Annotated in this window: 26 protein-coding genes; 9 read left to right on the top strand and 17 right to left on the bottom strand. The window is 63.1% G+C overall.

Annotated elements, in window-relative coordinates; translation table 11 throughout:
* Positions 1–118 precede the first annotated feature (118 nt).
* The 3 genes from AC0L25_RS11365 to AC0L25_RS11375 all read right to left on the bottom strand — a co-directional run bounded on the left by AC0L25_RS11365 (position 119) and on the right by AC0L25_RS11375 (position 3,896).
* Complete coding sequence (locus AC0L25_RS11365) at positions 119–1,177, bottom strand: Gfo/Idh/MocA family protein (protein WP_473595567.1); 1,059 nt, start codon at positions 1,175–1,177, stop codon at positions 119–121.
* Positions 1,178–1,253: 76 nt separating this feature from the next.
* Entirely contained in the window at positions 1,254–2,039 is a 786-nt protein-coding gene (locus AC0L25_RS11370; RefSeq protein ID WP_473595568.1) for a ThuA domain-containing protein, read from the bottom strand.
* A gap of 369 nt (positions 2,040–2,408) precedes the next feature.
* On the bottom strand, positions 2,409–3,896 hold the full coding sequence (locus AC0L25_RS11375) for a DUF2778 domain-containing protein (RefSeq protein ID WP_473595569.1): 1,488 nt from the start codon (positions 3,894–3,896) through the stop codon (positions 2,409–2,411).
* 503 nt (positions 3,897–4,399) lie between these two features.
* Here AC0L25_RS11375 and AC0L25_RS11380 point away from each other — a divergent pair.
* Positions 4,400–4,825, top strand: coding sequence for a hypothetical protein (locus tag AC0L25_RS11380; RefSeq protein WP_352952420.1), 426 nt, complete (start codon positions 4,400–4,402; stop codon positions 4,823–4,825).
* A gap of 157 nt (positions 4,826–4,982) precedes the next feature.
* Here the strand turns inward: AC0L25_RS11380 and AC0L25_RS11385 are convergent, their stop codons facing one another.
* Positions 4,983–6,422: an FAD-binding oxidoreductase gene (locus tag AC0L25_RS11385; protein WP_473595570.1), complete on the bottom strand. Its 1,440-nt coding sequence runs from the start codon at positions 6,420–6,422 to the stop codon at positions 4,983–4,985.
* 244 nt (positions 6,423–6,666) lie between these two features.
* Here AC0L25_RS11385 and AC0L25_RS11390 point away from each other — a divergent pair, with 244 nt between their 5' ends.
* Positions 6,667–6,930 carry a hypothetical protein gene (locus AC0L25_RS11390; protein WP_352952418.1) on the top strand — a complete coding sequence of 88 codons (264 nt, stop codon included), beginning with the start codon at positions 6,667–6,669 and terminating at the stop codon, positions 6,928–6,930.
* Between the two features lie 208 nt (positions 6,931–7,138).
* On the top strand, positions 7,139–7,438 hold the full coding sequence (locus AC0L25_RS11395) for a hypothetical protein (RefSeq protein ID WP_473595571.1): 300 nt from the start codon (positions 7,139–7,141) through the stop codon (positions 7,436–7,438).
* A gap of 52 nt (positions 7,439–7,490) precedes the next feature.
* On the opposite strand, the gene AC0L25_RS11400 is transcribed toward AC0L25_RS11395, so the two are convergent.
* The 3 genes from AC0L25_RS11400 to AC0L25_RS11410 are packed head-to-tail and all read right to left on the bottom strand — an operon-like array spanning position 7,491 to position 10,485.
* The gene (locus AC0L25_RS11400) at positions 7,491–8,711 is read right to left on the bottom strand and encodes an NAD(P)/FAD-dependent oxidoreductase (protein WP_473595572.1); all 1,221 of its coding nucleotides are present in this window, start codon (positions 8,709–8,711) and stop codon (positions 7,491–7,493) included.
* Entirely contained in the window at positions 8,708–9,421 is a 714-nt protein-coding gene (locus AC0L25_RS11405; protein WP_473595573.1) for a methyltransferase domain-containing protein, read from the bottom strand. The genes AC0L25_RS11400 and AC0L25_RS11405 overlap by 4 nt, the downstream gene beginning before the upstream one ends.
* A complete protein-coding gene (locus AC0L25_RS11410) occupies positions 9,418–10,485 on the bottom strand; it encodes a type III polyketide synthase (protein WP_473595574.1) in 1,068 nt (355 codons plus the stop codon). The genes AC0L25_RS11405 and AC0L25_RS11410 overlap by 4 nt, the downstream gene beginning before the upstream one ends.
* An 862-nt stretch (positions 10,486–11,347) precedes the next feature.
* Between AC0L25_RS11410 and cueR the strand changes: the two genes are divergently transcribed.
* The 3 genes from cueR to AC0L25_RS11425 all read left to right on the top strand — a co-directional run bounded on the left by cueR (position 11,348) and on the right by AC0L25_RS11425 (position 13,085).
* Positions 11,348–11,746 carry a Cu(I)-responsive transcriptional regulator gene (gene cueR, locus AC0L25_RS11415; RefSeq protein ID WP_473595575.1) on the top strand — a complete coding sequence of 133 codons (399 nt, stop codon included), beginning with the start codon at positions 11,348–11,350 and terminating at the stop codon, positions 11,744–11,746.
* Positions 11,743–12,288 carry a cytochrome c gene (locus AC0L25_RS11420; RefSeq protein WP_473595576.1) on the top strand — a complete coding sequence of 182 codons (546 nt, stop codon included), beginning with the start codon at positions 11,743–11,745 and terminating at the stop codon, positions 12,286–12,288. Before cueR ends, AC0L25_RS11420 begins: the two co-directional genes overlap by 4 nt.
* Positions 12,289–12,407: 119 nt before the next feature.
* A complete protein-coding gene (locus AC0L25_RS11425) occupies positions 12,408–13,085 on the top strand; it encodes a phytochelatin synthase family protein (RefSeq protein ID WP_473595577.1) in 678 nt (225 codons plus the stop codon).
* Positions 13,086–13,145: 60 nt separating this feature from the next.
* Here the strand turns inward: AC0L25_RS11425 and doeB are convergent, their stop codons facing one another.
* From doeB to ehuR, 10 genes are all read right to left on the bottom strand, one after another.
* Complete coding sequence (doeB, locus tag AC0L25_RS11430; RefSeq protein ID WP_473595578.1) at positions 13,146–14,147, bottom strand: N(2)-acetyl-L-2,4-diaminobutanoate deacetylase DoeB; 1,002 nt, start codon at positions 14,145–14,147, stop codon at positions 13,146–13,148.
* Positions 14,148–14,152: 5 nt separating this feature from the next.
* A complete protein-coding gene (gene doeA, locus AC0L25_RS11435) occupies positions 14,153–15,331 on the bottom strand; it encodes an ectoine hydrolase DoeA (protein ID WP_473595579.1) in 1,179 nt (392 codons plus the stop codon).
* Between the two features lie 38 nt (positions 15,332–15,369).
* Complete coding sequence (gene eutC / locus AC0L25_RS11440; RefSeq protein WP_473595580.1) at positions 15,370–16,362, bottom strand: ectoine utilization protein EutC; 993 nt, start codon at positions 16,360–16,362, stop codon at positions 15,370–15,372.
* The gene (gene eutB, locus AC0L25_RS11445) at positions 16,359–17,351 is read right to left on the bottom strand and encodes a hydroxyectoine utilization dehydratase EutB (protein ID WP_473595581.1); all 993 of its coding nucleotides are present in this window, start codon (positions 17,349–17,351) and stop codon (positions 16,359–16,361) included. The genes eutC and eutB overlap by 4 nt, the downstream gene beginning before the upstream one ends.
* Before the next feature lie 16 nt (positions 17,352–17,367).
* On the bottom strand, positions 17,368–18,141 hold the full coding sequence (gene eutA, locus AC0L25_RS11450; RefSeq protein ID WP_473595582.1) for an ectoine utilization protein EutA: 774 nt from the start codon (positions 18,139–18,141) through the stop codon (positions 17,368–17,370).
* Between the two features lie 37 nt (positions 18,142–18,178).
* Entirely contained in the window at positions 18,179–18,838 is a 660-nt protein-coding gene (gene ehuD, locus AC0L25_RS11455; RefSeq protein ID WP_473595583.1) for an ectoine/hydroxyectoine ABC transporter permease subunit EhuD, read from the bottom strand.
* Between the two features lie 16 nt (positions 18,839–18,854).
* Complete coding sequence (gene ehuC, locus AC0L25_RS11460; RefSeq protein ID WP_473595584.1) at positions 18,855–19,514, bottom strand: ectoine/hydroxyectoine ABC transporter permease subunit EhuC; 660 nt, start codon at positions 19,512–19,514, stop codon at positions 18,855–18,857.
* 187 nt (positions 19,515–19,701) lie between these two features.
* Complete coding sequence (gene ehuB / locus AC0L25_RS11465; RefSeq protein WP_473595585.1) at positions 19,702–20,553, bottom strand: ectoine/hydroxyectoine ABC transporter substrate-binding protein EhuB; 852 nt, start codon at positions 20,551–20,553, stop codon at positions 19,702–19,704.
* A gap of 70 nt (positions 20,554–20,623) precedes the next feature.
* Positions 20,624–21,409: an ectoine/hydroxyectoine ABC transporter ATP-binding protein EhuA gene (gene ehuA / locus AC0L25_RS11470; protein ID WP_473595586.1), complete on the bottom strand. Its 786-nt coding sequence runs from the start codon at positions 21,407–21,409 to the stop codon at positions 20,624–20,626.
* A gap of 123 nt (positions 21,410–21,532) precedes the next feature.
* The gene (gene ehuR, locus AC0L25_RS11475) at positions 21,533–22,918 is read right to left on the bottom strand and encodes a MocR-like ectoine utilization transcription factor EhuR (protein ID WP_473595587.1); all 1,386 of its coding nucleotides are present in this window, start codon (positions 22,916–22,918) and stop codon (positions 21,533–21,535) included.
* A gap of 83 nt (positions 22,919–23,001) precedes the next feature.
* Here ehuR and AC0L25_RS11480 point away from each other — a divergent pair, with 83 nt between their 5' ends.
* The 3 genes from AC0L25_RS11480 to AC0L25_RS11490 all read left to right on the top strand — a co-directional run bounded on the left by AC0L25_RS11480 (position 23,002) and on the right by AC0L25_RS11490 (position 26,678).
* Complete coding sequence (locus AC0L25_RS11480; RefSeq protein WP_473595588.1) at positions 23,002–23,493, top strand: Lrp/AsnC family transcriptional regulator; 492 nt, start codon at positions 23,002–23,004, stop codon at positions 23,491–23,493.
* A 130-nt stretch (positions 23,494–23,623) separates the two neighbouring features.
* A complete protein-coding gene (locus AC0L25_RS11485) occupies positions 23,624–25,117 on the top strand; it encodes an NAD-dependent succinate-semialdehyde dehydrogenase (protein ID WP_473595589.1) in 1,494 nt (497 codons plus the stop codon).
* Positions 25,118–25,298: 181 nt separating this feature from the next.
* Positions 25,299–26,678 carry an aminotransferase gene (locus AC0L25_RS11490; RefSeq protein WP_473595590.1) on the top strand — a complete coding sequence of 460 codons (1,380 nt, stop codon included), beginning with the start codon at positions 25,299–25,301 and terminating at the stop codon, positions 26,676–26,678.
* The last annotated feature ends 5 nt before the right edge of the window (positions 26,679–26,683 follow it).

The raw sequence follows: 26,683 nt of genomic DNA on the forward strand, positions 1-26,683 counted from the left end.
GTCCAAGTGGACGCACGTCGCTCTAGCGGCGGCCCGCTTGGTCCGATCCATCGATAGCTGATCGCAGAACATAGGCGCGGCGCGTGAGACCATGGCTGGCCCCTTTCAGCGAACGACATCAATGAGTATCCGCATGGGCCCTCAGCTCTGCCCTCTTCTCGTCGGAGACGACGGCAAGGTCCAGCACCTTCTGCAGTTCGGCGGCATGGCGGAATGACGGTTCGGCCTGCATGCCGCTGCGCACCGCATCGACAAAGCGTTGGTAGTTGGTCGGCACCGTTCCGGCATCGAGAACCTGCCATTTGGCGTTCTCGATGTTCTCGCCCATGCAAACTTTCAGCTCCGAGCCGTTCAGATTGTGCACGACTTCGATGCCACCCTTGTCGCCATAGATGCGCAGCCGCAATTCGTTGAGATGGCCGGTTGCCCAGCGGCTGGCATGGACGACGCCGAAGGCGCCGTTGCTGAAATCCAGCGCCATGGTGAAACTGTCGTTGGCGTCGAGCTCGTACTCGCCAATCCGGTTGCCGGGCGCCTTGTCGAAGGACTTGAGGCGGCAGAACACATGGTCGATGTCGAGCGCCGCGCCATAGCTGGCGAAATCGAGGATATGGATGCCGACATCGCCCAGCACGCCATTGGACCCATGACCGCGTGAGAGCCGCCAGAGCCATTTCGGATCGGTGCGCCAGTCGCCCCAGAATTTGGACACCAGCCAGCTCTGCAGATAGGACGCCTCGACGTGCCTGATCTGGCCGATTTCGCCGGCCAGCACCATGGTGCGCGCCTTCTGCAGCGGGGCGACGTTGCGATAGGTCAGGTTGACCATGTTGATGATGCCGGCCTGCTCGGCGGCATCGGCCATTTCATTGGCCCTCTGGTAATTTTCGGCCAGCGGTTTTTCGCATAGCACCGGCTTGCCCGCCGCGATCAGCATCATGGTGGTCGGATGGTGGATGCGGTCTGGCGTGACGTTCGCCACCGCGTCGAACTTGTCCCATGCGAGCGCGTCTTTCAGCGACGCGAACCGATTGGAGATACCGTAGATGTCCGAAAATTTGTCGACACGCGCGCGGTCGAGATCGACGGCGCCGATCAGTTCGACGCCCTCGATCTTGCTGAACTGCCTGGCGTGCTCCGCCGCCATCCAGCCGGTGCCGAGTATCAGGAGACGCATGATTCTTATCCTTAGGATGGGCTTTATCTTATTGTTTGACCATAGATTTCCCGAACCTGAGGTTCGGACCATGGTTCTAGCGAAAACCGGCTTCGCCATCGGCGTGGAGTTTTCCGCCGCGCTCGACGATCGGCTCGAGCGCCTTTTCCACCGGCACGTTCGGCGCGTCGAGGATGGCTGGATTTGAGCCCTGCGGGTTGTGCGCCCATTTCACCGCGTTGCGCAGCACCTTCTGCACGGTGGCGTCGTGATAGGTCGGATAGGTCTCATGGCCGGGCCTGAAATAGAAGATGTTGCCGGCGCCGCGACGATAGGTCAGCCCCGACCGGAACACTTCGCCGCCCTGGAACCAGGAGATGAATATGGTTTCCAGCGGCTCCGGCACAGCGAACTGCTCGCCGTACATTTCTTCGTTTTCGAGCTCGAAATACTCGCCGATCCCGGCAGCGATCGGGTGGTTGGGGCTCGTCACCCAGAGCCGCTCGCGCTCGCCGGCCTCGCGCCATTTCAGCGTGCAGGGCGTGCCCATCAGCGTCTTGAATATCTTCGAGAAATGGCCGGAGTGAAGGACGATCAGCCCCATACCTTCCCAGACCCGGCGCGCCACGCGCTCGACGACTTCATCGGCGACAGCGCCATGGTCCTTGTGCCCCCACCACACGAGCACATCGGCTTGCGCCAGACGGTCGGCCGGCAGGCCATGTTCCGGTTGCTCAAGTGTCGCCCACGATACGGAAATTTCGGTGTCGAGCTCCAGCGCATTGGCGATCGTTGCGTGCATGCCCTCGGGGTAGATGTCCGCGACCACCTCATTGATCCGCTCATGGATATTCTCGCCCCAAACGACAGCCCGTATAGTCATGACATCCTCTTTGATTGGTTGAAGCCGCCGCCACGGTATTGCCAGTCATAGTATCCTCGGCCGGGAATGAAAACGGTTTCGAGGCCGGCTGCTGACAATCGGTCGGAAATCCGGCGATGCCGGCGAACAGCGCCCCCACTTCGGGGGAGATTGGATGTCACGCCGGCTTTCGCAAATCGCCAACGCCGCAGGAGTGAGTGGAGCGCAGAAGCTGCCAATCTCCCCACTTGTGGGGGAGATGCCAAGTTTTGGCAAAGAGGGCAGGACAGAAGGGGGCGCGAAAGATCGCGACAGAACGCCTTCATTCTGCGCCGCCACAGATGGCTCAGGCGCCCGTCCCTTCCGACGCGACCTGCATCAGCGGCTTGGTTAGCCGCGCACCACGAGACGCTTGACCTTGCCCTTCTTGAAGGCGGCGAGGAAGCGGGCATAGTCCTTGAAAACGACGCAGCCGCTCGATTCCCCGCGCCGGCCGCGCAGAAGGTAGGTGTGCGCAAGAAAGCCGTCGCGGCCATATTTGTTTTTGCCGTCGATAGGGGTGAGACGCAGCGCCTCGACGCCATGGAAGCGCGATTCACGCAGCCTCAGATCGTAGGTGTGGGGCGGCGTCGGGCCGGCATTCTTCCGGTTGGCGTAGCGCGGCTGGTCGGCCATCGAGCCCAGTCCCGAATGCGCCTCGAGCCGCGAGCCGTCCGGCATATAGACGGTTTTCGCCGAGATGTCGTAGACGGCGACGCCGCTGCCTGGCTTGGTGAACAGGTTGCGGAAGGCCCCGCCGCCCGCCGGGCTGTCGGGTTTGGCATAGGCCAGCATGTCTGCGGCCTTCGACCGCTTGGCCGGCATGCCCGGGCTGCCTTGCATGCCCGGGCTGCCTTGCATGCTTGGCATCGCCGCCGGTGACGAACTCCTCGGTGACAAGGCCGGCGCCCGCGGCATCTCGACCTGCGGAGCGTCGGCGGTCGGCGCCTTGTTGGCTTTGGATGGCTGAGACTGGGCCTTGGCGGGCTTCGATGCCTGGACCTTGGGCGCTTTGGCCCTGGGTGCCTCGACCTTGGGCGCCTCGTCTGACTGATCGATTTCCGCCCGCGGGCGGAAGGTCGGCAAGGGAACGCTGTCGGGCATCTCGTCCTGCGGCGGCAGCGAGGCCATCTGCACCTCGCCCCCTTGTGGTTCCTGTGGAATAGAAAGCTCGCTTGCTGCAACAGCTGGGGGCAGCACGTCGATCATCTCTCCCGGCAATGCATTCGCAAGCGCCAGCGCCACACGGGAGGACCGTTCGGACTCCGCAATCTCGGGCCCGAAGCGCACGGCCGCGGGACCATGCTGATCGGGCAGGCGCACCGGCTCCGCAGCGCGCCCGGCCGCCGGAAGGCTGGCAAGCATAGGAGGTGCCGCGGTGACGTTGGCAAAGGCAGCAGCAAGCTTTTGCGGCGACAGCGCGGCTTTCGCCACCACGCTGTCGAAGCGCGCTTGCGGCGAGATTTCTGCGACGACCGGCACGGTATCCGGCTTCGCTAACGGCTTGAGACGCGCCATCTTGCCTTCATGCACGAAGCTCGCGGCGGCCTGCGCGCATCCGGCATCGCATCGGCTGAGCAGCGACGCCTGACGCTGTCGGCTGGCCGCCAGCGACGGCGCCGGTGAATTGGCCCATGAATTGGCCGGTGAATTGGCAACGGTGTGTCGGGGATCGGCGAGCGCCATGGAGCGCGGCGCGAGCAGGGTGTGCGGAAGACTGTTGGAGGCCGCGGTGAGCGAAGTTCCCACCGAATGGAGGCCGGCCACGGTCGCAGCCGACCACAGAGCGATCGCGGCGCCAACAACGGGAATCGCGACCCAGCGCAGGCCGGGCCTCATCGAAGGCAATCCAGTATCAGGATTGTCACCCCGGTTATTCAAACGCATCAACGCCATACAACCAAACCTCAATCGGCCTTGCGGCATGCGGGCTCGCAGCCGTCACAATCACAGTCGCCTGGTGCCCCCCGGCACGCTTCACGTCTGTTGCCGATTGAATCAAAAGATGGACAAACTTGGTTAACCAATCCCTCTACCGATCGCCGATTGGGCGAAGGTCTATGTCAAAAAGGCTCCCTCCAAAACTATGAAAATAGCGGAAATGCCCTCTATGCCAGGCTTTGCTGCCCGTTTTTGCAGGCCGAGTCAACAAAGCGAAAGGACTAGACCTTGCCTGGCCGGACGTCAGCTGAAGGGCTGTTTCGGGATCAACAGCGTCGCATCACCATGATCTTCTGCGCGCAGGCTGCGTCGCCGGCTCCGCCTTGCATACAGGTAAATTCGTCTGTGCTAATATAAGTTGTCATGCACATTTGTGCGCGACCAACAAAAGGGAGGATGCGATGGAAACCATGAATCGCAGATCTGCAATTGCGCTCGGCGTCACGGCCGCCGCGGTAACGCCATTGTTCGCTTTGGCGACGCCTGCAAGGGCAGCCAAGCAATACGGCCCGACTGAAGGCAAGGAGGTTGCGCCCGGCATCAGAGTGGTGGAGGTCGGCACTGGCAACTCCGACATTCCCGCTTACAAGAGCATCTCAATCGTCGACATAGTCTTTCAGCCCGGAGCAGTCTTTCCTGAAACGGTGATGGACAACGACATGGTCTGCACGATTGCTGCCGGCGAATTCACGATCAAGAAGGCGGACAAGGAATTCAAGCTTAGGGAAGGGGACATGTACACTTGCGCCAAGGGCAAGACCGACGGTGCCACCAACACAAGTGCCGTGGTCGGCGTGCATCGAATTGCGATCTTGATACCTGCCTAGAGCAATTCCAGGAAAAGTGTGCAACGGTTTTCCCCGGAAAAGCGCTTAGCGCTTTCCCTAGGGAATTGCGCAAAAAACAGCTAGAGCGGTGAAGCGAGAAATGAGGCCCGCGTCTCCTCCGTCGGAGGCGCGGGCCTTTGTCATTGCGTGCGCACGCCTATGCGGCGCGCAGGCTTTCCACCGGCCGCAAATTCTGATTCATGCGGAACAGGTTCAGCGGGTCATAACGCTGTTTGATTTCCAGAAGCCGCGGATAGTTGCCGCCATAGGCTGCTTCGACCCGGTCGACCTCGTCCTCGGGCATGAAGTTCACATAGGCCGTACCTGCGGCATAGGGCCTGGCCGCCTCGTAAACACCGCGCGCCCAGTCGATGCAGGCGCGGTCCATTGCCGGTTCGCGCCAGCGGGCGTGAACATTCATGACGAAATGCGCGCTGCGTTGTGGAAACGCCGTTGCATCCGCCGTCACGCGGCCCGCGGCACCACCGATATGGGCGAAGAATATCTCGCATTCCGGCCCCGGAAGCCGGGGTATCGCGGCCGTGACGACCTCGATCGCGCTGTCGGAAAGCTCGGTGAAGTCATGGCTCTTCCAGTAGTTTCGGGCGCCGGGCGTCAGCAACGGATCGAATGCCTGCTCCCAGCCGGTGAATGGGTTGGGGCCGACGACATCGGCAATCGGTGTGCCGATGGCGCGCAGCCTTTGCGTCGCTTTCTCGCCCTCCTGAAGGTCGCCGCAATAGCACATGGCCAGAACCAGCACCTCCTTGCCATGCCATTCGGCCGGCAGGAACGGCAGCGGCGGCGCCTGCCGCATGACCACCCAGCAGGTCAGCTCATTGGGCGCTGCTTCGAGCGCCGCTCGGTATTCCCCCAACACGTTTTCGGCATCGGCGAACGGATGAACGACAAGCCCCGACAGCACCTGCGGACCGACCTGGTGGAGCTTGAACTCGAAGGCCGTGACGACGCCGAAATTGCCGCCGCCACCGCGCAGCGCCCAGAACAGGTCCGGATTTTCGGTCTGGCTGGCGCGCAGCAGCTTGCCGTCGGCGGTAACCACATCGGCGCAGAGAAGATTGTCGATGGTCAGGCCGAATTTCCGCGTGATCCAGCCGAAGCCGCCGCCCAGCGTCAGGCCTGAGATGCCGGTGGTCGAGTTGATGCCGATCGGCACCGCCAATCCGAAAGCCTGTGTTTCCGCGTCGACATCGGCGAGCGTCGCGCCAGGTTCCACCCATGCCCGCCGCGTCGCCGGATCGACCCGCACCGATCTCATCGGCGACAGATCGATCATCAGGCCGCCATCGCAGACGGCGCTGCCGGCGATGTTGTGGCCGCCGCCGCGAACCGCGACGAGCAGCCTGTTTTCCCTGGCAAAATTCACGGCGGCGATAACGTCGGCGGCGCCGGCGCAGCGCACGATCAGCCCGGGCCGTCGGTCGATCATGGCATTCCAGATGCTGCGTGCCTCGTCATAGGCGGCGTCGCCTTCCCTCAACACAGTGCCGCGCAATTGCGCCGAAAGCGCGTCCAGGGCCGCGGCATCGACTGTTGTCTTGCCGCGTTCAAGCGTGGTGAAGCTCATGCTATCCATGGCTTTCCTCCCGATTGTTTTTTTGAGCTGTTTTCCCTCCACCCGTTTCGAAGTGTGCCCCTATATTAGAGGTCATGCAAGTTCCTAGTGGGCTGCCGGCGGTATTGGTAAAAAGCCCCGCCGGCAGGCCAAACCGAGATGGGTGCTGGATCGCCGTGAGGCGGTCTCCGCCGGTTCGGTCGAGGAACTACGCAGCGGTCCGCGGAGTTAAGGATATGAACAACCAATGCATAGGAGAGCTCTGATGGCACCGCGCAGAAAACCCGACGATCCGTCCGAAGGTCCGACCATCGAACAGCAGGATTGGGACGCGATCAAAGGCGGCGAAATTCTACCGGACAGCGTGCCGGGAAACGGCGACATCCGTCGCGACGTCGAGAACGAGGCTGAACTGCCCGAGGAAGACGACGACAATCCGTACCAGGAAAGTGACGAGGCGCTGCCGGACGACGAAGAGGAACGCGCCATCTCGCGCAACCCCTCGAAGCAAGATATCGACGAGCCGTGAACGGCAGCATAGCGCGGCTGGTTCCGGTCCAAATTCCGTGAAAGTTCCTCCAAATGACAGTAAAGGCCCCGCGGGAAGGAAGCGCGGGGCCTTTGTCCGAATGCCGTGCGAACCCATCGATCACAATTTCTGTCTGGCGGAACAACTCCAAAAAACGCTCGTTGGATAATCATCGCAATCAGCGATGCAACTCGAATGGAGACCCATCATGATGAAGAAAATTCTTTCTGCAACCGTACTCAGCATCGCCCTTGCCACTTCGGCGATGGCGCAATCAAGCGGCACAGGATCCGGCACCAGCGATCCGGGAGCGGCCACCGGGACCGGCACTGGCACCATGGCTCCCGGCACCGATAATGCAACTCCTGCCGATCCAAACGTAACCGGTTCAACAACCACAGGCGCCGACGGCATGGGTGACCGGTGCAAGGAAACCGCCGGCGCCGATGCGAATACAGGCTCCGCCAGTGGCACTGCAACTTCGGACATGGAGAATTGCCCCAAGTGACGGAGCTAGCGCTTGTTGAGCTCGTTTGCGCATGATGCGCCGCACTCACTTGTTAGACAAAGCCGGGAACCGGCTTTGTCTTGCCGCTTAATTGCGCGCCTAATCTCAGTGCCTGCGGAAAATTCCTGATAATTGCCGGCATCAAGGTGGCGTTACCGGGGCGAAGGGCAATTCCAGCAATCGCTGCAGCGGCGTAGACCCGTGTCGAAAACAGTCGCTTCCAGGCCGTCTCATAGCGCCTACCGGCAGCCTCGCGCCCTGCACAGCCATCTGGCGCGCATGCGAGTTCCGAGGCCAGCAGCCAGCCGGACTGAAGCGCCATCGAGATGCCCTCGGCGATAACAGGATGAGACTCTCCGGCTGCATTGCCGACGCGGAAGATGTCCCGTTCGTAGCAGGAGCGAATTCCCGGCCGGATCGGGCCTGCGGCAAGCCACGGACCGTCGGCGTGAGCTGACTCCAAGGCATCCATGACACCCCGGCACGATTCCATCAGATGACGGGAGACCGCATCGGCGGCCGACAAATGGCCCTGGTGTTTGGGGCCAGGTTGTTTGCGCAACAGTGCAAGCATATCGCGCCGAATGCAGCACGAGATAGACAGCCGGCCATGATCCGCCAAGACCATGCCGCCATAACCGCCGGGGAATACCAGCAGGGGCATCAAATCAGGCGCCAGGGACGACCCGGTGAAATGCGCCTTGAAGCCGAGCAGATCCGACGGGCGGTTGGTCTTCCCGAGCTGGCTGGGCAGCGGCCCTGGTTCCCAGGAGCCGTGAGCGGCGACAATCACCGGCGCACGCAACATCGTCGTTTCGTTTCCGGCTTGTATTCGCACTATTTGCATCTCGCCATCCCGATCGATGGCGACGGCGCGGCAAGGCTGAAAGATTTCGACGCCCGCCGATCGCGCCGCCTGCAAAAGCAGACCGTCGAGAATGTCCCGGCCGAGCGCCCGGCCGAAGCCATCTTTTGCAGAGCGCCCATCGTTTGCGCGAGGCATTGGCGCCTCGACGCTAGTTTCGCCGGAAAAGAAGCCGACACGGCGGATTTCGGGGCCGGCATCGGCACGCCACGCTTCGCCGATCTCCAACTGGTCCAGAAGCGCAAGATTGCTTGCCGACATGTATTCGCCGCAGACCTTGCGGCGCGGGAACGCGCTCTTTTCCACAATAGCCACGGCCCATCCGCGCCGGGCCAACGTCAACGCGACGGATGTGCCCGCCGGGCCGGCGCCTATGATGATCGCGTCGTGTGTCGATAATCGCGTCATAGGTCATGACCGGCGCTGGCGCCCACGAAAATGTGGGAAAAAAGGCCGGCGCGCCGTTCCTCGACCGGTTTGCCGTTTGCTGCGAGCCAGAGACCGGAAAGCTCGTTGCCGCGAAAGCCGGCACGCACGCTTTGAGCCGCGTCGTTTCGTGTCACGTCATTGGCGCCGATTGCCGGCAGAAGACGGGTCGCGGCCAACGCCAGTTTCGTCCGCAACGGCTCTGTCGCCACGAGCAGCGGGGTCTTCGGCGCCATCAGCGAAAACAGACGCGCGAGCTCGGCATCGTCGAAATGATGCAGAAACAGATTGACGGTGATCGCGTCGAACCGCGTGCCCTCATTCTTTCTTGCCCAGTCGAAGACATCGGCGGTGACACCTTCGACCGTCCACCCCAGCCTGTCAAACTCACCAAGCAATTGCACGGTGAAGAGGTCGACGCGGTCCAGCATTACCAGTTCGACCCCAGGCCAATGCCCGGCCATGCGCCGCGCTACCGCCAGCATGAAGGAGCCATCGCCGGCGCCGATCTCCAGAATCCGGCGTGGCGGCCTTCGCACAAATTTCCTGAGCAGCGACGCCATGATCTTCGCCTGAAACATCAGCGCGTTGATGCGACGGAGGTCGCGGCGCGCCGCAAGTGCTCGCGGATCGTCGCCCGCAAGTCCGTCGAGGATTTCCGGTTCAAGCTGGCGGTGCTCCAGGCCGCTCATGGCACCGTTCGGAAAAGCATGGTTTCGGCCGTCAGCCCAGGTCCGAACGACATGCCGCAACCGAGCAGGCCTGGTTGCGCCTTCAACATTTCTTTCATCACGAACATGACGGTCGCGGACGACATGTTTCCATATCGGCGCAGCACCTCGCGCGATGGCTCCAACGCGGTGGGCGCGAGTTTCAGGGCCCGTTCGACGGCGTCGAGGACCGAACGTCCACCCGGGTGCACGGCCCAGAGGTCGATCGCCGCGGTCGGCCGGTCGCCGAGGATGGCGTCCTGGTTGCTCCGCAACGCTTCATGGATTGCTGCCGGGACCTGGCCGGAAAGAACCATTTCGAAGCCGTGGTCGCGAATGCTCCAGCTCATCAGATCCCGCCGCTCGTCCGCCACGATACAGTAAAAGCTTTCGAGCTCGATGCCGTGCGGCTCGGCGGTGACGAGCGCAGCCGCACAGCCGTCGCCCCAGAGGCAGAACGACAGCAGCTTTTCCAGCTCGCTGGATTCCCGCAGATGCATCGTGCAAAGTTCAATATTGACCAACAGGACCCTGGCCTGCGGGTCGGAGCGGACGATGTGGCGGGCAAGCTTGAGGCCGTTGATCGCCGCGTAGCAGCCCATGAACCCGATCATCGTGCGTTCGACCCTCTCCGGCAGGCCGCATCGCGCAACCAACTCCAGGTCGATGCCCGGCGCTGAAAAACCGGTGCAGGTGGTAACGATAAGATGGGTGATGCGGGAAACGCCGCCACCAAGCTCCAATCTGTCGACGCCTTTTTTCGCCAGAACAGGTGCGGCATGACAGAACATTGCCATTCTCTCGGCCGTTCCAGGAAAGGCGCCCCGGATGAACCTCCCGGCTAGGTCTGCTGATGGTCCTTCGGGGTCGCCGGCAGGTGCAAAGCAGGAATAGCGGTGCTCGATGCCGGCAAGGTCAGCCATGCGTTTGAAAATTCTTCGGCGATCGGCCGCAAGCATGGAGGCCGCGAAACGCAGATAGAATTGATGAACCTCGTGCTCCGGCACCGCTGTCGCGATCCGGTTGATATACGCTTTGGTCGGCATATTCTGTCTCCTCGGCGTTGTGCACGGTATACTTGGGGCCACCGCCGGAGGTTGTTTGGTCATCAGCACCAGATGTGGACATCAGGTTTTGAGTGTTGTTCGATTGAACGTTTCAGAGAACTGATTTCATCCCAAGGTTCAGCACGTGCTGTTTGCCAGGCTATGCTGCGGTTCGCCGGCACTAAGGAACATAGGATCCATCACCGAGGCGTCCACCGAAGAGCCCGCGCTTCGGGCTGAGGCGCCTTGCGTCCGGCACTCACCGGGCACGGTCTTTTCCTGCATCGACGGAACATTAGTGCTTACTAACAGTTGTAGGATGACAGCGAGTATCTCCCGGATATTGGCTGCTGGATCGGGGCCCGTACCCCGGTCGGCCCGCGCTCCTCCAGAAGCGCGGGCTTCCCCGGTCCTGAGGGCGGCTATGGGAACAAGAACGCCGAGCAGGCGTTCCACGAATTATAACCAGCTGCCCGGGATTCGCGGCAAAGACAAAGGAGAGCTGTCATGAACAATATCATCTGGCTGGTTGGGGCCGTTGTTATCGTAATAGCGATACTCAGCTTCCTTGGCCTTCGCTAAGATTCGCCTTTAGCGAAAAGGCGACGCAGGATCAGATAGTACTTGGGTCGACTGGAACTCACATGGCGGGCCTACTGGCGCGCGCTAACGATTCTGCTCCTTCACGGGCGAGGCTCCCTGCCCGACCCATACCCTCAAAGACCCAACGTTCTCTTCTGACGCTTCGGTCTCGTCGCCTCTCTCCCTCCCGCAAAGGGCTGCAGCGCGTGAAAATCACCATGGGCAGTTGACCTTCCAGCAGCTGGAAGGTCTATTTTCCATGCAAACGGAGATTTTCATCATGAACATTGGCATCGCATCCGAGAAATCCGGCCTGCCGTCCAAGACGATACGCTACTACGAGGATATCGGGCTTTTGCGCCCGGCCCGGACAGACAATGGGTATCGCGACTATTCGACGGCAGACATCCACCGCCTCCGGTTTCTGCAGCGCTCGCGCAGCCTGGGTTTTTCGGTCGACGAGTGCCGCCAGTTGCTGTCGCTCTATCAAGACAAGGACCGCGAGAGCGCCGACGTCAAATCTATCGCCGAAGCCAAGCTGGTGGAGATCGACAGGAAGATCGCCGAACTCGTGGGATTGCGCGGCCTGCTGCATCATCTGGTCGAGCACTGCCAGGGCGATGAGAGGCCGGACTGCCCGATCATCGACGAACTGGCGGGAGAGGGCATGGTTCAGTGAAATGGACCGCCGCCGCGGTGATGCTGTCGCTTGCCTGCGCCTCCGCTGTGGCGGCCGCGGCCGGACCTGACCCAATCGTCGCGACGCGCCAAGCCGCGATGAAGGAGATGGCTGCTGCCGCGAAGACGATCGCGGGGATGTTCGAGGGCAAGCTGGCCTATGACGCCGCGGTTTTCAAGGCGGCGGCCGGAACCATTCGCGCCCGCACCGGCCCTGCCCTCATTGCGGAATTTCCCAGCACGACATTGGGCGCACCTTCGGGCGCCAAGTTGGAGATTGATCAAGCCCGTTCGGAATTCGAGGCGCTGGCCCGTCACATCGGGACGCTGGCCAGCACACTGGCAGCCAAGGCCGAGCGGGCCAGCATCACCGACGATATGAGGATGGGTCCCGGCCCGGCGATGGGCGGCGGCAGCCTGCTCGGCAATCGGCCGGCAGCGGCGGAAGCCGATCCTGCCAAGGCTCCCGCCGAGCACCTCCTGCATCTTATCCTGCAGGATTGCTCAAGCTGTCATTCGAAGTTCCGGCAGAAGGTCCTGTGAAGGCCGACCGATCCGCGAGATCTGTTGCAGGACCGGATGGCTGATTGGCCGGGTGCGGCGCTGATTGACGCTGCGGTGCCGTTTCTTCATTGTCCTGTTGCTGTTTCTGAGGTTCAGCAATGAAGCGCAGTCTCGCTTTCGGTGTGATTGTCGGCAGTGTGATCGCCGTCGTCGGCCTGCTGGGCGGCGGCGCACTTTTGATTGCTGGCCAGTCCAGAGTTTCGCAAGGTGCAATCCAGTCATCGGTTACCCGCACCCCTGAATTGATTGACAGTGCCTGGAAGCTCCCCGTGGCTGCCACTTTCAATGCCGATGTCACATGGCAATCAAACGGATCACGGTGCGGCCCGGCAAGTGTCGCGAACGCATTCCGCTCCATCGGCGAGGAGGAGACAACCGAAGCCGAAGTCCTCGCGGGAACCGGAAAGTGCTGGACAGGCTTTTGCATCATCGGGCTCACGCTGGACGAGCTTGCCGAGGTCGCTCGAACCAACACCAGGCGGAAAGTCTCCGTGCTTCGGAATCTGAGCGCCGAGGCGTTTCGCGAGCACATGAAGCGCGCCAACGATCCCGGCCGCCGTTACATCGTCAACTTCACCCGTGAGAAGATTTTCGGCGCCGGCGCTGGCCATTTTTCCCCGGTCGGAGGGTATCTGGAGGCCGAGGACATGGTCTTCGTCCTCGACGTAAACGAGGACTACAAGCCCTGGCTGATCGAGCGTGAGCGCCTGTTCTCCGCCATGGACACAATCGACAGCGATGGCGACAAAAAGCGCGGCTTGCTGCTGATCGAGTAGCACGGTCGCAAGCAGTTTCGCAGAGCGCCTAATCCATGAGCCGAGTCCCTGCGGCTGCCTTCAATCGACGAGCACGGCGACCACGGCGGTGCAGTCGCCCGACTTGACCAATCCGGGGAAATGCCGCGCGGCCAATAGACCCGACATCCTCGCCCTGATCTCCTGAGGTGCGGTACCGGTGCGACCGATGGAGTGGATGCGCGCCAGAACCTGGCCCTCTTCGACAGGCTCGCCGAGATCGATCATGGTTTCGATCATCCCGTCGTCCTCGGCGAACGAAAAGCAATCGCCCGACGGCATATCCAGCCAGCGGGTCGGCTGCATCTCGACCGCACCGGCGACAATGCCGGCATGGCGCAGCACATTGAGCACGCCGCGACGAGCGATCCGCACCGTTTTCGCGCGGGAGGTGCCACCGCCGCCAAGCTCGGTGGTGATGAACAGCTTGCCCATCTCTTCGGCTGCAGTGTCGAACATGCCAACCGCGTCGATCTCCAGCATCTTCATCGACCACGGCGCCGAGAACGCTTCGACCGCCGCGAACCCCTTCGCCTCCAGCACCTTGTCGGGCCGGATATGGGCGGCACAGAACGGCACGAAGTCGAGCGTCTTGCCGCCGGAATGGAAGTCGAGCGCGATGTCTGCGCGGGGGAGCAACTCACGTTGAAAATAATCCGCGATCTTCTCGGTCACCGTACCGTCGGGCCGGCCGGGAAAGCTGCGGTTCAGATTGCCCTTGTCGATCGGCGAGGTGCGGGTGCCGGCGCGGAAAGCCGGGTAGTTCATCGCCGGCACGATGATCACCGTGCCGCTGACCTCTTTTGGATCGAGCGTGCGGGCGAGATCGTAGAGCGCCAGCGGCCCCTCATATTCGTCACCATGATTGCCGCCGGTGAGCAATGCGCTCGGCCCGCTGCCGTTGCGGATCACGCAGATCGGGATCATCACCGATCCCCAGGCTGAGTCGTCGCGGCTGTAAGGCAGGCGCAGGAATCCGTGCTGCACGCCGTCGCGGTCGAAATCGACGGTCGTCGTAATCGGTGATGGGCGAAGGTGGGACACCGGGCTCAATCCTTCACCACCAGCTTGCGTGGCACATTGGCCAGGCACTCGACACCGGTCTCGGTGATCAGGATTGATTCGGTGATCTCGAGCCCCATCGTCTCCAACCACAGGCCGGTCATGAAATGGAAGGTCATGCCGGGCTTCAGCTCGGTGCGGTCGCCTGGGCGAAGGCTCATGGTGCGCTCGCCCCAATCCGGCGGATAGCTGAGACCGATCGGATAGCCGGTGCGGTTGTCCTTGACGATGCCGTATTTCTTCAGCACCGCGAAGAAGGCGTTGGCGATGTCCTCGCAGCTGTTCCCGGGCTTCGCCGCGGCAAGCCCGGCCTCCATGCCTTCCAGCGTCGCCTTTTCGGCATCGAGGAATTCCTGCGTGGGTTTACCAAGGAACACAGTCCGGGAAAGAGGACAATGGTAGCGGTTGTAGCAGCCGGCGATCTCGAAGAAGGTGCCCTCGCCCGACTTCATCGGCCGGTCGTCCCAGGTCAGATGCGGCGCCGACGCATCGGCGCCCGACGGCAGCAGCGGCACGATCGCCGGATAGTCGCCGCCGATGCCGTCGACGCCGCGCGTGCCGGCATCATAGATCTCCGCGACCAGGTCGCATTTGCGCATGCCGACTTCGATCTTGTCGACGATGCGCTGGTGCATCACTTCCACGATGCGGGCGGCCTTGCGCATATAATCGATTTCGGTCGGGCTCTTCACCGCGCGCTGCCAGTTGACGAGTGCCGTAGCGTCGACGAAGCGGGCATTGGGCAGATGTTTCTGCAGCGACGCGAAGGCAGCGGCCGAGAACCAGTAATTGTCCATCTCGACGCCGATGCTGAGCTTGCCCCAGCCGCGATCGGCCAGTACCTGCGAGAGAAAATCCATCGGGTGGCGTTCGGTCGACTGCACATAGTGGTCGGCATAGCCGACGATGTTGTCGTGCGCGAGATAGGCGGTGCGCTTGGCCCCGTTGGCGTCCTGGCCGCGCCCGTACCAGACCGGTTCGCCCGACGGCGGCACGATGACGGCCTGGTGCACATAGAACGACCAACCGTCATAGCCGGTCAGCCAGGCCATGTTGGACGGGTCGCTGACAATAAGGAGATCGACACCCTTGGCCTCCATGGCCTTGCGTGTCTTGGCGAGGCGGTCCGCATATTCGCCGCGCGAGAATTTCAGATTAGGCTGCATTGTTCTTGGTCCTCGTTTGTTGGGCCTCGCGGCCGGCATCAGCTTTCGAAAACAGTCCCGGCATTCCCCGCCCGGGCACGGTCGCGGGCGAGCGTGGCGATCGCCGTGTCCTGCACGCCGGTGCCGGTGAGGTCGGCGATGGTGATGTCGCTGTCCGAACGCCGGCCATGCCTTTCGCCGGCGATGATCTGGCCGAGCTCGGTAATCTCGGCATCGGCCGCCATCACGCCCGTCGCGATGGCATGATGCAGTTCGCCCAGCAGCCGCGTCTGTTTCGCGCTGTCGGCGACGTAGAGATCGGCCATGCGCAGGATCGCCGGCGCGATCTCGTTCTTATGCTCGGCGTCAGAGCCCATCGCGGTGATGTGCTGGCCGGCCGAGATGAAGCCGGCCTTAATCAGCGGTTCGGTCGACGGCGTCGTGGTGACAATGATGTCGGCGCCGGCCGCCGCCGTTGCCGCATCGGGCTCGGCACGCACGACGATGCCCAGCCGCTCGCGCAATGCTTCCGCGGCGGCCTCGGCCTTGGCGACGTCCCTGGCCCAGATGCGGGCCTCCGCGATCGGCCGCACCAGCATAAGCGCCTCGAGCTGTAGTCCGGCCTGGACGCCGGCGCCGAAGATTGCGGCGGTCGAGGAGTCGGCTCGCGAAAGATGTTTCGCCGCGACCGCTCCGGCCGCCGCTGTGCGGATGTCGGTGAGATAACCATTGTCGAGCAGCAGCGCCTCGACCAGCCCGGTTTTTGCCGACAGCAGCACCATCATGCCGTTGACGCTGGGCAAGCCGAGCTTCGGATTGTCGAAGAAGCCGGGACTGATCTTGATGGCAAAACCGTCGATCCCGGGCACATAGGCAGTCTTGACGTCGACCTCGCCGCGATGCTCGGGAATGTCGAGCCGCAGGATCGGCGGCATCGCCACCGGCAAGGTAGCAAGCGCGCGGAACGCATTTTCGACGCAGGCGACGGCAGCGAGATCGAGCTTCACGATCGCGCGCAATTCGGCTTCGGTGAGTATCGTCATCCGGCTCATACGGCGCTCTCCTCAATCGCTTCGCCACAGATGATTTTCCTGTGCAGCGTCATGTCGATGTTGCGGCCCGACAGAATGAGAACCGTAGGGCCGCTCGCCCTGACCTTGCCGGCGAGCACGGCGGCGATGCCGACGGCGCCGGCGCCTTCGACGATTTCGCGCTCCTGTTCATAGGCATGGCGAATGCCGGCGGCGATCTCGTCCTCGCTGAGCAGGATCACATCGTCGAGCAGGTCGCGGCACATCGAGAAGGTCAGCCGGTTGTCGAGGCCGATGCCACCGCCGAGCGAATCCGCCAGCGTCGGCAGTTCTTCGACCAAAACTGGATGTCCGGCATCGAGGCTTGCCTTCATCGCCGCACCCCACGCCATCGAAACGCCGACGACCTTCGTGCCGGGGCTGACGTCCTTCACGGCAGCGGCGACACCCGCTGCCAGTCCGCCGCCTGACAGCGGCACCAGCACCAGGGCGGCGTCCGCAATCTGCTCGATGATTTCCAGCCCGAGCGTGCCTTGCCCGGCGATGATATCAGGATGGTCGAAGGGCGGCAGCATGATCAGCCCGTCTTCCGCGACCAGCCGGTCGACCTCCTCCTGCGCATCGTCCTGGCTGTTGCCGACGATGCGGATCTCGGCGCCGAGCCGGCGGATTTCGTCGAGCTTGTTCTGCGGCACCAGTCGCGACATGCAGATCGTCGCAAGCATGCCTTCGAGCTTCGCCGCATGAGCCAGCGCCCGGCCGTGATTGCCGGTCGAGGCGGCGACCACGCCGTGCGCCTTCTCCTCGGCGTTCAGCGAAGCGATTGCGTTCGAGGCGCCACGCAGCTTGAAGCTGCCGGTAGTCTGCCGATGTTCGAGCTTGAGATAAACAGGCGCGCCCAAGCGTCCGGAAAGACTCGGGGAAAGCACGATCGGCGTGCGCTCGACCTTGGCTGCGATGCGCTCGCGCGCCGCGCGGATATCGGAGAGGGTGACGTCGTTCGCAGTCATGACCTTTGCTCTGCAATCAATTCAAAGGCAGCGTCATCAGACGGCCGAATTCGGCGCGCGGCTCGTCGTCGCCGCAAAGCCGCAGGCAGTTCCAGGCCGTCGCCTGGTTGCTGGTGACGACCGGACGGCCGATCGCCTCTTCCATGCCGATCACGGCAAGTGCAGCCCGCAGCGCCGTGCAGGAGACGAACAGCGCGTCCGCTTGCGCATCGGTCGTCTCGCGCGCCAGATCGACCAGCGACGCCGGCGCAATCCGCGCCATCTCGCGGTCGTCCTCGAAGCCGAGGCAGGTGAAGCTGGCGATGTCGAACCCGTGCGCCGCGAAATAGGCCGCCATCGGCCGGCTGGTCTCGACCGTGTAGGGAGTGAGTATGCTGATCGTCCTGGCGCCCAGCGCCTTCAAGCCGCGCACCCCTGTCATCGGCGGCGTGACCACAGGCACGCCGGGCTTGGCTGCCTGAACCGCCGCCTCGATCTCGGCATCGCCGATGACCACGGAGGCCGAGGTGCAGGAATAGCAAATCGCGTCGAGCGGCTCATCGGGCAGGATGAGCGCCGTGCCCGCCGTAAGCGACGGCTGCATCTTGCGCAAATTCTCCGTCGTCGTCGGATTGGCGTAGGGAATGCGCGCGACATAAACGCCGATCCGCTCGCTCGCCACCATGCGGCGAAAATCCGGTTCGGTCGTATGGTCGGTCGCAAGGATGATCAACCCGACGCGCTTTTCCAGCGGACGTGCATCGAGCGCGGGCCGTGTCGCGTGGACGCGGATGTCGACAGGAGCGGTCATCACGCGCTCCTTGCCAACGGTTTGGTCGAAGGAACTGTCATCTTTCAATCCGCCCATAGCGGCGTTCCAGCCAGCGCAGCAGCACGATCGAGAATAGGCTGATGACGAGGAAGAAGGCGCCGACCAAGGTCATCGGCTCGACATAGCGGTAATAGGTGTTGGCGACGCTCTTGGCCTGGTTCATCAGTTCCAGCACGGTGATCGCCGACAGCAGCGGCGTCTCCTTGAACATGGCGATGAAGTAGTTGGCAAGCGCCGGGATCATCGGCGGAATCGCCTGCGGCATGATGATGTGGGTCCAGGTCTGCCTGGCGTTCAGATTGCAGGCCTTGGCGGCTTCCCACTGGCCGCGCGGCACATTGTCGATGCCGGCGCGATAGACCTCGGCCGTGTAGGTGCCGTAATGCAGGCCGAGGCCGATGACGCCCGCCACCAGCGGTGGCAGCAGGATACCGATATCCGGCAGCACGTAGAAGATGAAATAGAGCTGCACCAAGAGCGGCGTGCCGCGGATGAACTCGGCGAGGAAGCCGACGGTGCGCGACAAGCCCTTGTTCGGCGAGCGCCGCGCCAGCGCGATGGCTAGCCCCACGAATGCGGCCAGAACCGAGCCGAGCAGCGTCGCCAGGATGGTGATCTTCACGCCCTGGATCAGGGTCGGCATGATCTCCCAGACGAAATTCCAATCCCACTCCATTATGACGCCCGATCGATCATACGCGCACCCCATCGAGGCCGCGCGCCATGCGGCGTTCCAGCGATCGCACGCCCCAGGAAATGATCAGCGCGAGGGCGAAATAGATGATGAGAATGGTGGTGAACGGCACCAGCGTGTTGCCGGTCTGCGAGCGCACCACCTGCGCCTGGAAGGTCAGATCGGCGAGCGAGATCAGCGAAACGACGGCGGTGGCCTTGAGCAGTTCGATGGCGTTGTTGCCGAAGGTCGGCAGCATGACCAGCAGCGCCTGCGGCAGGATGACATGGCGCATGCCTTGCCAGCGGCCGAGATTGAGCGCGGTGCAGGCCTCGTACTGTTCGCGGCCGATCGACTGGATGGCGCCGCGCACCACCTCCGCCGCATAGGCGCCGACATTGAGGCCGAGCGCCAGCACGCCCGCCTGCAGCGGCGTCAGCGAAATGCCGATGAAGGGGAGCACGAAATAGGCCCAGAACAGCTGGACGAAGATCGAGGTGCCGCGGAAGAATTCGATATAGGCGGTGGCCAGCGCCCGAATGGCGAAAAAACGCGACAGCCGTCCCAGCCCGGCGAGAAAGGCCATGATCAGGGCAAGCACCGACCCCATCAGCGTCAGCTCGATGGTAACAAGCGCTCCCTGCAATATCAGGCCGAAATAGCCGGACCATTGGGTCATGAAGTTCGAAATTTCCTATCGTTTGCGGTTATGCGAGACTGCCGCGACAGCCCCTTCTCCCCGTTCCACGGGGAGGAGATGCCGGCAGGCAGATGAGCGGCAGCGCGAACCTGCCAAGGATGGCGCTGCCGCTCACCCGTCACTTCGTGACACCTTCTCCCCGTGAACGGGGAGAAGGAAAAAGGCCCTACTTCGCCGAGCAGAGCTTATCGCGGCTGGTCGACATCGCTGCCGCCGCCGAGAAGCCGTAAGGCTCGATGATCTTGGCGAATTCGCCGGACTCCTTCAGCTTGGCCAGCTCGACGTCATAGGCGTCGCGCAGCGCCTCGTCGCCCTTCTTGAAGGCCGCGCCGTCGCAATAGACCGGCGCACCGACCACGGGGGCGACGACTTCGAGGTTCGGATCGTTGGCCTTCTTAACCAGATCATTGATCGACAGCACCGGCAGCGAATAGGCGTCGATGCGGCCGTCCTGCAGCATTTTCAGGCCGCTCTGGCCGTCCGGCACGACGATGACTCGGTCACGCGGCACGCCGGCAGTGAGCGCCAGCTTCTCCTCGGTGCCGCCGCCCGGCGCCCCGATGGTCGCGGTGGCATCCTTGGCGACATCCTCGTAGCTCTTGAAGCCCTTCGGGTTGCCCTTCTTCACCAGCATCGCCTCGGCGTCGCACAGCACCGGCTCCGAATAGACGACGGCCGCGCAGCGCTCCGGCTTCATGAACAGGCCGGCGGTGACGACGTCGAAACGGCCGGCCTGCAGGCCGGGGATCATGGCGCCATATTCCGAGATCGAGGCGACGATGTCGTTGACGCCGAGGCGCTTGAAGATTTCGCGCGCCACGTCGGGCGCCGCACCCGAAACCTTGCCGTCGGCCGCAACCGCCGTATAGGGCGGCTCGTTGGCGATGGCGACACGGGCGAAGCCCTGAGCCTTGAGCTCTTCGAGCTTGCTGTCGTCGGCCGATCCCGCGGTCGAGGCGGCCAGAACCGCCGTCAGTGCAACACCGGCCACGCCGGCCAGAATGCCAAATTTCTTCATTGTTCCCAACTCCTTGCTTCTCTTCTTGGTTTGCTTTGGTCGAGACGGCGTTGCCGCCCTTGCATGGCGGTCAGACGCGATGTCCGGCCGCGATGATCTTCTTCAGGAAGCCTTGCGTACGCTCCTGCTTGGGATTGCGGAAAATCTCGTCAGGCTTGCCTTCCTCGACGATCTTGCCGCGGTCGAAGAACAGAACCCGGTCGGCGAAATCATGGGCAAAACCCATTTCGTGGGTGACCAGCAGCATGGTCATGTCTGTCTCGGAGCAGAGCCGCCACAACACGTTCAGCACCTCCTCGACCAGTTCCGGATCGAGCGCCGATGTCACCTCGTCGAATAGCATGATCCTGGGCTGCAGCGCCAAGGCGCGAGCGATGGCAACGCGCTGCTTCTGCCCACCGGAGAGCTGCGCCGGCATCGCTCTGGCCTTGTCGGCCATGCCGACCATGTCGAGCAGTTCCACCGCCCGTTTTTCGGCGGCGGCGCGCGGCATGCCCTTGGTCAAGATCGGCGCCAGCGTGACGTTGTCGATGACACTCTTGTGCGGAAACAGGTTGAACAGCTGGAAGACCATGCCGATCTTCTGGCGCATTCTTGCCAGATGCCGTTCGTCGGCGGGCAGCAACTGGCCGTTGCGCTCCATGTGGTAGAGCTGCTCGCCGTCGATCTGGATGTGGCCGCTGTCGATCCTCTCCAGCGTCATCAGGATGCGCAGGATTGTCGTCTTGCCCGAGCCGGATGGGCCGATCAGCGCCAGCTTCTCGCGCGGCATGACCTGCATCGACAGGCCGTCCAGCACCTTGAAGGTGCCGAAGCTTTTGGAAATGCCGTCGATCCTGATGATGGGCGCGGACAATGAATTCCCCGTGCTGGAGAAGCTTGGTGCCTTCAACGATGCGGAACGCGCCAAATCATGTCAATCAGGAAAATAAACTCATGACAATGTTTCTGGCTCCGCACAATTCGCGGCGATCTTTGCCTAGATCGCCAGCAGGAGATGCTCCGGATCGCCGAGCAGAAGTTTGGTGACAACGCTCAGGCCGGCGCGCAGTTCCTCCTCGGTGGTCGAGCCCAGCGAGATGCGCACTGCCGGCTGCCAGGGCTCCTGCGAAATACGGAAGGATGTGCCTGGCGCGATCGCCACGCCCTGCAAACGGGCCTGCGAGACGAAACTCTCCTCGGCGCGGTCGCCGGGCAGCTGCAGCCACAGATGCAATCCGTCACGATGGACACGATAGTCGACCCCGGCAAGCACCTGGGCGGCAATCTCCTGCCGCCGCCGCAGTGCGGAACGTTGCCAGCGGACAAGCTCCATCGCCGTGCCGTCGGTCACCCATTTTGTCGCGATCTCCGCCACCAGCGGCGTCGCCATCCAGTTGGAGACGAGATGCCGGTTGGCGACGGCGGCGACATAGCGGTCGGGCGCCGCGAGATAGCCGATGCGCAGGCCCGGCACGACGATCTTGGTGAAGGAGGTGACGTAGAGCGTGCGCTCGGGCGCGAAGGCGGCGACCGGCGGCGGACGACCCTCGACCAGCGGGCCGAGCACGTCGTTCTCGATGATCGCGATGTCGTGCCTGCGCGCCACCGCGGCGATCTGCTCGCGCCGCGCGGCGCCCATAAGCGTTGCGGTCGGATTGATCACCGAGGGCTGCACGAATACGGCGCGGATGTCGGAAAGCTGGCACGCCTCGTCGAGCGCCTCCGGGATCAGGCCATTATCGTCGATCGGCAGGCCCACGAGGTTGAAGCCGAGATAGCGCGCCAGCGGGATCAGCGTGTGGTGGCCGATCGCCTCAGTGGCGACGGTCGAACCGGGCGGCGCCACGCTCATCAGTGCCACTGTCATGCCGGCCGTGGCGCCGTTGGTCAGGCTGACATTCTGCGCGGACACATCGAGACCGCACAGCCGCAGCCATTCGACCGCCACCGCGCGGTGGCGCGGGAACACCATGTTCGGCCGGAACAACAGCGCCGAGCTCGACGGCAGGTTCTCGGCAAGCCAGCCGAGCGCCTGTTTCAGCCGCTCCAGATGCATCGGTTCGCAAACCGGCTTCAGGATGGAGAGGTCAATGACCTCGCCAAGACGCTCCGGCAGGTATGGCGGCTCGGGCTCGCGGCGCTGCGTCTGCACGAAGCTGCCGCGGCCGATCTCGCCGGAAACCAGGCCCCGGCGGATCAACTCCTCATAGGCGCGACTGACTGTCTGCACCGAAAGCTTCAATTCGTCGGCCAGCCGGCGATGCGTCGGCAGCCGCGCGCCGTTGGCTAGCCGTCCATCATGAATGGCGCGCGCGAACTGGTCGGCGAGCGACTGATAGGCCGGCCGCCGGATGAGCGCGGGATCTGGACGCCACAATGTCATGACATATTAGAGATCGAAATCAGTGCAATTGACAATCGAAATAATGCGCCGTCATGGTGTCGGGGACGAAAAAGTGGACGCTCATGGCCGCACCGAAACTCGATCAGATCGACCTGAAAATCCTCGACGCGGTCCAGCGCGACGGGCGCATCACCAAGCTGGCGCTCGCCGATAAGGTCGGCCTGTCGCCGACGCCGTGCTGGATGCGGCTGCGCAAGCTGGAAAAGGCCGGCATCGTCTCCGGCTATCACGCCAAGGTTGCGATGCGCGCCGTCGCGCCGGTCGCCACAGTCCTGATGGAGGTGACGCTGGCCAGCCACCGCCAGGCCGATTTCGACCGTTTTGAGCGCGTCATCCGCGCCGTCCCCGAAATCGTCGCCTGCTGGTCGGTGGGCGGCGGCGTCGACTATCTGCTGAAAGTGATGGCGCGCGACATCGACGCCTACCAACGGTTCGTCGACGCCCTGCTCGAACGCGAGATCGGCATCGACCGCTATTTCACCTACATCGTCACCAAGACGGTGAAGGAAGAGGTCGCCCTGCCGGTGGCGGATCTGCTGCCGGCGTCGTCTTAGCGCTAGAGAGATCGGCTGCCCGTGCGATGCAATAGAGACAATCTCTCTACGCCCGGGCGCCCAAACAGCCTCTCTGTCTGCTTTACGCGGATAGTCTTCCTGTATCACTCCGAACCGGGAGACCTCGAACATGTCCGCGCATTTTGCCCGCCCACAACGCCACGAAGCGCTCGACCGCCTCGCCGACCGCCGGCTGCTGCGCGAACTCGCCTATGTCGACGGCCACTGGACTGCGAGTGAGGCCGCCGAGAGCTTCGAGGTGACCGATCCTGCCACAGGCGCTACCGTTGCTTGGGTTGCCGCGCTCGATAGCAGGCAGACGAGCAAGGCGATCGACGCGGCGTCGCGTGCCTTTCCCGCGTGGCGCGCGGCGCTCCCGCAAGAACGCGCGAGAATTCTGCGAAAATGGTTCGACCTGATCATCGCTGCCAAGGATGATCTGGCGCTGTTGATGACGCTCGAACAGGGCAAGCCGCTTAGGGAAGCGTTTGGCGAGATCGACTACGCCGCCTCCTTCGTCGAATGGTATGCCGAGGAGGCAAAACGCCTCAACGCCGAAAGCGTCACCAGCCATTTGCCAAACGCCGAGATGATGGTGCGGCGCGAACCGCTCGGCGTCGTCGGCGTCGTCACCCCGTGGAACTTTCCCGCGGCCATGCTGACCCGCAAGGCGGCCGCCGCGCTCGCAGCCGGCTGTACGATCGTCGCGCACCCTTCGTCGGAAACGCCGCTGTCGGCACTGGCGCTGGCCGAACTCGGCGAGCGCGCCGGCCTGCCGGCAGGCGTCTTCAACATCGTCACAGGCAAGGCTTCGACCATCGTTGGGCGCATGTGCGAAGACGCTCGCGTCCGGGCCATGAGCTTCACCGGCTCGACCGAGATCGGCAGGCTTATCGCCGCGCAAAGTGCGCCGACGATGAAGCGGCTGGTGATGGAGCTTGGCGGCCATGCACCGCTGATCGTCTTCGCCGATGCCGATCTCGATAAGGCTGTGACTATCGCTGTCGATGCCAAATTCGCCACTTCCGGCCAGGATTGCCTTGCCGCTAACCGCATCTATGTCCAGCGCCCGATTTACGATCGCTTCTGCGCCACCTTCGCCATGCGCATCGAGGCGTTGCGGACCGGCAATGGCCTGGCCGATGACACCGACATCGGGCCCTTGATGCACGAGCGCGGCGTCAAGAAGGTCGAGGAGCAGGTTGCCGATGCGCTCGCCCATGGCGCGCACTGCCTTACCGGCGGCAAACGCGATTCTGCAGGGCCGCTGTTCTACCAGCCGACCCTGCTGGCCGATGTTGGAGACGACGCGCTGATCATGCGCGAGGAAACATTTGGTCCGGTCGCTGCCGTGACGCCTTTCGACAGCGAAGACGAGGTCATCGCCCGCGCCAACGCCACCGAATACGGCCTCGTCGCCTATGTCGTCACCGAGAACGGCGGCCGCCAATTGCGCATGGGCCGCGCACTCGACTACGGTATGGTCGCCATCAACCGCGTCAAGATCACCGGCGCGCCGATCCCGTTCGGCGGCGTCAAACAGTCCGGCATCGGCCGCGAAGGCTCGCGCCACGGGCTCGAAGCCTTTACTGACCTTAAATATCTCTGCCTGGACGTTGCGTAAGGTGTATCGACCTTCAGGTGATGCCGGTCTGCAAATGGCGGCGTCCTGCGCTTCCGGTGCTCACGTAAGAAAAAGTACGCTCCGCTCCGGTTCTCGGAAGCCACCATTTTCGACTCGGCCTGACCTGAATCTCGACACACCTTAAGCCGCGTCAGACCGTCTTTCTCTAAGGAGTCAAAAAATGCTCGACCAGTCCAACGAACTCGCCGCCTGGGACCGCGACCACTTCTTCCATCCTTCGACCCATATGGGCACGCATGCACGGGGTGAATCGCCGACCCGCATCATCGCCGGCGGCGAAGGCGTCACCATCTGGGACAACAACGGGCGCAAGAGCATCGATGCTTTCGCCGGGCTTTACTGCGTCAATGTCGGCTATGGCCGCCAGAAGATATCAGACGCCATCGCCGCCCAAGCCAAGAACCTCGCCTATTATCATGCCTATGTCGGCCACGGCACCGAGGCGTCGATCACGCTCTCCAAGATGATCATCGACCGGGCGCCGCAAGGCATGTCGAGGGTCTATTTCGGCCTCTCCGGTTCCGACGCCAACGAAACCAACATCAAGCTGATCTGGTACTACAACAACGTGCTCGGCCGTCCCGAGAAGAAGAAGATCATCTCACGCTGGCGCGGCTATCACGGCTCCGGCGTCATGACCGGATCGCTGACCGGGCTCGACCTGTTCCACAACGCGTTCGACCTGCCGCGCGCGCCGATCCTGCACACCGAGGCGCCCTACTACTTCCGCCGCGCCGACCGCTCGCTGAGCGAGGAGCAGTTCTCGCAATACTGCGCCGACAAGCTCGAGGAGATGATCCTGGCTGAGGGCCCGGACACGGTCGCCGCCTTCATCGGTGAGCCGATCCTCGGCACCGGCGGCATCGTGCCGCCGCCCGCTCTCTACTGGGAAAAGATCCAGGCGGTGCTGAGGAAGTACGACGTGCTGCTGGTTGCCGACGAAGTCGTCACTGGCTTCGGCCGGCTAGGCACCATGTTCGGCTCCGACCATTACGGCATCAAGCCCGACCTGATCACCATCGCCAAGGGCCTGACCTCGGCCTACGCGCCGCTGTCGGGCGTCATCGTCGCGGACAAGGTCTGGCAGGTGCTGGTGCAGGGTTCCGACAAGCTCGGCAGCATAGGCCATGGCTGGACCTATTCGGCGCATCCGATCTGCGTTGCCGCCGGCGTCGCCAACCTGGAACTGATCGACGAGATGGACCTGGTGACCAATGCCGGCGAGACCGGCGCCTATTTCCGCGCTGAACTGGCGAAAGCCATCGGCGGCCACAAAAATGTCGGCGAGGTTCGCGGCGACGGCATGCTGGCGGCAATCGAATTCGTCGCCGACCGGGACGACCGCGTGTTCTTCGACGCCTCGCAAAAGATCGGCCCGCAGGTCGCGACCGCCCTTGCCGAGCGCGGCGTCATCGGCCGGGCAATGCCGCAAGGCGACATTCTCGGCTTCGCGCCGCCGCTCTGCCTGACGCGCGAAGAGGCCGACATCGTCGTATCGAAGACGGCTGATGTGGTGAAAAGCGTGTTCGCGAACCTCTGAAGAAC

The organism is Mesorhizobium sp. WSM4813, assembly GCF_055811555.1.

Bases quoted from the DNA above. Each gene is read 5' to 3' on its own strand.
- AC0L25_RS11365 (WP_473595567.1), bottom strand. From the start codon at position 1,177: ATGCGTCTCCTGATACTCGGCACCGGCTGGATGGCGGCGGAGCACGCC.
- AC0L25_RS11370 (WP_473595568.1), bottom strand. From the start codon at position 2,039: ATGACTATACGGGCTGTCGTTTGGGGCGAGAATATCCATGAGCGGATC.
- AC0L25_RS11375 (WP_473595569.1), bottom strand. From the start codon at position 3,896: ATGAGGCCCGGCCTGCGCTGGGTCGCGATTCCCGTTGTTGGCGCCGCG.
- AC0L25_RS11380 (WP_352952420.1), top strand. From the start codon at position 4,400: ATGGAAACCATGAATCGCAGATCTGCAATTGCGCTCGGCGTCACGGCC.
- AC0L25_RS11385 (WP_473595570.1), bottom strand. From the start codon at position 6,422: ATGGATAGCATGAGCTTCACCACGCTTGAACGCGGCAAGACAACAGTC.
- AC0L25_RS11390 (WP_352952418.1), top strand. From the start codon at position 6,667: ATGGCACCGCGCAGAAAACCCGACGATCCGTCCGAAGGTCCGACCATC.
- AC0L25_RS11395 (WP_473595571.1), top strand. From the start codon at position 7,139: ATGATGAAGAAAATTCTTTCTGCAACCGTACTCAGCATCGCCCTTGCC.
- AC0L25_RS11400 (WP_473595572.1), bottom strand. From the start codon at position 8,711: ATGACGCGATTATCGACACACGACGCGATCATCATAGGCGCCGGCCCG.
- AC0L25_RS11405 (WP_473595573.1), bottom strand. From the start codon at position 9,421: ATGAGCGGCCTGGAGCACCGCCAGCTTGAACCGGAAATCCTCGACGGA.
- AC0L25_RS11410 (WP_473595574.1), bottom strand. From the start codon at position 10,485: ATGCCGACCAAAGCGTATATCAACCGGATCGCGACAGCGGTGCCGGAG.
- cueR (WP_473595575.1), top strand. From the start codon at position 11,348: ATGAACATTGGCATCGCATCCGAGAAATCCGGCCTGCCGTCCAAGACG.
- AC0L25_RS11425 (WP_473595577.1), top strand. From the start codon at position 12,408: ATGAAGCGCAGTCTCGCTTTCGGTGTGATTGTCGGCAGTGTGATCGCC.
- doeA (WP_473595579.1), bottom strand. From the start codon at position 15,331: ATGCAGCCTAATCTGAAATTCTCGCGCGGCGAATATGCGGACCGCCTC.
- eutC (WP_473595580.1), bottom strand. From the start codon at position 16,362: ATGAGCCGGATGACGATACTCACCGAAGCCGAATTGCGCGCGATCGTG.
- eutB (WP_473595581.1), bottom strand. From the start codon at position 17,351: ATGACTGCGAACGACGTCACCCTCTCCGATATCCGCGCGGCGCGCGAG.
- eutA (WP_473595582.1), bottom strand. From the start codon at position 18,141: ATGACCGCTCCTGTCGACATCCGCGTCCACGCGACACGGCCCGCGCTC.
- ehuD (WP_473595583.1), bottom strand. From the start codon at position 18,838: ATGGAGTGGGATTGGAATTTCGTCTGGGAGATCATGCCGACCCTGATC.
- ehuC (WP_473595584.1), bottom strand. From the start codon at position 19,514: ATGACCCAATGGTCCGGCTATTTCGGCCTGATATTGCAGGGAGCGCTT.
- ehuB (WP_473595585.1), bottom strand. From the start codon at position 20,553: ATGAAGAAATTTGGCATTCTGGCCGGCGTGGCCGGTGTTGCACTGACG.
- ehuR (WP_473595587.1), bottom strand. From the start codon at position 22,918: ATGACATTGTGGCGTCCAGATCCCGCGCTCATCCGGCGGCCGGCCTAT.
- AC0L25_RS11480 (WP_473595588.1), top strand. From the start codon at position 23,002: ATGGCCGCACCGAAACTCGATCAGATCGACCTGAAAATCCTCGACGCG.
- AC0L25_RS11485 (WP_473595589.1), top strand. From the start codon at position 23,624: ATGTCCGCGCATTTTGCCCGCCCACAACGCCACGAAGCGCTCGACCGC.
- AC0L25_RS11490 (WP_473595590.1), top strand. From the start codon at position 25,299: ATGCTCGACCAGTCCAACGAACTCGCCGCCTGGGACCGCGACCACTTC.